The sequence below is a fragment of the Methanobrevibacter sp. genome (assembly GCF_017940815.1).
Lineage (GTDB): Archaea > Methanobacteriota > Methanobacteria > Methanobacteriales > Methanobacteriaceae > Methanocatella.
In genome coordinates this window covers 1-2,618 of sequence record NZ_JAGAXX010000024.1, presented here as the reverse complement: position 1 = coordinate 2,618, position 2,618 = coordinate 1, and the positions used below count along the sequence as shown (strand labels likewise).

Here is a 2,618-nt window from a genome sequence, read left to right as displayed (position 1 = left end):
TATGGGTATTAAGACCTTTTTTAATAAAATAAAAAATTATCCTAATGTATTTTTATAAACCATCAAAAAATAATATGAAAAATAAGAAAAAGAAAATGAATCTGGTCGAATTTTAACAAAAAAAATTCAGGCCCCTAAATAAATTATTTGTCTAGACAATTATTTATTAGACAACTAAATTTATAATGGAATAATTATCATGGAATTTGAAAACAAAAGCGGACTAATAACTTTGATTATACTTATACTGGCTTCTGCAGTTACATTGATATCACAAAGTATTGTAACAACCAGTTTGCCTTATTATATGCATGATTTTGCAATATCTTCTGCAACTGCACAATGGACATACTCCGTATTTCTATTGGTGCTTGGAGTGATGATTCCTCCAACAGCATACATTACAAGAAGATTTAAAATTAAAACAATATTGGCAACATCACTTATATTGTTCATAATAGGTTCTGTGCTTTGCTTTGTGGCCCCAAGCATTGAAATATTAATTATTGGAAGAATTCTTGAAGCTATGGGAACAGGTATCTTAATGCCAATAGGTCAGATATTGATTTTTAGAATAATGCCTGAAGAGAAATGGGCATTGTTCATGGGACTGTTCGGATTCCTTGTTGGAATCGTGCCTGCAATGGGACCTACAGTTGGGGGAATTATTGTTGACCTGTTTGACTGGAGATTCATATTTGAGGTTCTGGCCATAATTGCCGTTTTGATTTTGATATTGTCACTAATTCTTGCAAATTTTGAACTTGAAACTGAGAAGTATCCTTTGGATTTTCCATCTTTATTGTTGTCAATACTTTTCTGTGTGGGGCTTATGATTGGATTTTCAAACGTTGCAGAGTATGGATTCAGCATACTCTATGTGATTTTACCGATAATTGTGGGCATAATATCATTAATAGTATTTGTTAAACGTCAAAATAAAATCGAAAAACCGCTGATCAACCTATCCGTGCTGAAAAATAAGTACTTTGTGTATGGGACTGTTTTTGCATCATTGCTCTACTTCATAATGTGTGGAATCAATGTAATTGTGCCTCTATTTGTTCAAAATGTTGCATATTACTCTTCAACAGAATCAGGACTCATATTATTCCCTGCGGCAATAATCATGATTGTGTTTAATTTCATAGGTCCTGTATTGGCGGATAAGATTGGAATAAAGCCCGTTTTAATTACATCATCATTTTTAAATATAATTGCATTTGTCGCAATGATGACCTATGATATGAATTCCTCATTTGAATACATACTGGCTACTCAGTTTATTAGGGGAATTGGTTGCGGATTAGGATTGTCTCCGGCTATTACCTGGTCAATGAGTGTCGTGGCATGGGATGTTGAGGATGCAACCGCAATTAACAACACTGCAAGGCAGGTTATAGGTGCAATCGGATCATCAATTGCAGTTGTGATAATGCAGATATTGGCAAGTGGAAAAATCACTCACAATCAGCTTTCAGTCAATTCATTTAGTTTAACATCTTTGATGATGATAATAATAACTGTAATCATATTGATTATAACAGTGCTCTTCATAAAGAATAAAAAGGATATTGTGGAGGATTAGAATGGACAGTTTGGATTTCGATCAGGTGTTGTTTAGAATCAACAAGCTCTACACTGAAAACACCAACAGCAATCTGAAGGAATTTAATGTGACTCGTTCGGACATGTCCTTTCTCTTAAAGTTGAATGAAATGGGGAAAGTCACCCAAAAGGATTTGGCCGAATCCAGAAATCTCAATAACGCAACAGTAACACGCGCTCTTGAAAGGCTTGAGAAAAAAGGATTTGTAAAACGTATTGATGATGAAAACGATAAGAGAAAAAGGATTGTATTACTCACATCTGAAGGTAAACAAACCATAAATGAAATCCTAAAAAAGCATGAAAGCTTTAAAAAGGATGTATTTGATGATTTTGATGAAAATGAACTTCAGAACCTGATGACTCTTTTGGATAGGATATTGTCTAAATTAGAAAATTAAATTTATATTGAACAGATATTAAAATATATTGTTTAATTGGTTAGGTTGAAAAAAAGTCTTGAAAAATATTTTAAAAATAAAAAAATAAAAGTTAAAGACATCATGTCCTAATTTAACTTATAATTAGAATTTAAAGAAGTCTCTACCCCAGCTGATATTGTGTTTGATCTCTTGGATTCTCATTTCAGCGGTGGTTCCTGTTTCAGCATATCTTTTTTCAATAGCTTCAATTTTTTTATCTGCAGTCATTGAAGAATCTTTAAGTTCATCAACGAAACTAATTCCTCTTTCAATGGCGTCCATTTGTTTGAATGCAGTGTCTTTTAATTCGAAAAGGGTATCTATAGCTTCACCGACGCTAAGTCCATTTTCTTCCAATATCTTTACTTTTTCAATTTGTTCCTCAGTTGAACCTCTCCAGCTTATAGAAGCTGGAGATTCTTAGGCCATACCCATTGTTTTGTCAAAGCCTTTCCATTCGTAATAATATTCGAATTTTCCTTGACCAATAGGTATGAAATCTACTAAGCATAGCACCATTGAACCAGTGGCGCGTAGAGCTTCGTCTAAAATATTTTTTGCAGCATTAACATCCCTTTGAAGCATGCT

Annotated in this window: 3 protein-coding genes; 2 read left to right on the top strand and 1 reads right to left on the bottom strand. The window is 33.3% G+C overall.

Annotated elements, in window-relative coordinates:
• Positions 1 to 199: 199 nt before the first annotated feature.
• Together ILA26_RS03400 and ILA26_RS03395 are read left to right on the top strand one after the other, a co-directional pair.
• On the top strand, positions 200 to 1,588 hold the full coding sequence (locus tag ILA26_RS03400) for a DHA2 family efflux MFS transporter permease subunit (protein WP_292894075.1): 1,389 nt from the start codon (positions 200 to 202) through the stop codon (positions 1,586 to 1,588).
• A gap of 1 nt (position 1,589) precedes the next feature.
• On the top strand, positions 1,590 to 2,009 hold the full coding sequence (locus ILA26_RS03395) for a MarR family transcriptional regulator (protein ID WP_292894073.1): 420 nt from the start codon (positions 1,590 to 1,592) through the stop codon (positions 2,007 to 2,009).
• Positions 2,010 to 2,132: 123 nt separating this feature from the next.
• Here the strand turns inward: ILA26_RS03395 and ILA26_RS03390 are convergent, their stop codons facing one another.
• The gene (locus ILA26_RS03390) at positions 2,133 to 2,387 is read right to left on the bottom strand and encodes a hypothetical protein (RefSeq protein ID WP_292894071.1); all 255 of its coding nucleotides are present in this window, start codon (positions 2,385 to 2,387) and stop codon (positions 2,133 to 2,135) included.
• Positions 2,388 to 2,618: the final 231 nt, after the last annotated feature.

Excerpts from the sequence above, each read along its gene's own strand:
- ILA26_RS03400 (WP_292894075.1), top strand. The coding sequence starts at position 200 with ATGGAATTTGAAAACAAAAGCGGACTAATAACTTTGATTATACTTATA.
- ILA26_RS03395 (WP_292894073.1), top strand. The coding sequence starts at position 1,590 with ATGGACAGTTTGGATTTCGATCAGGTGTTGTTTAGAATCAACAAGCTC.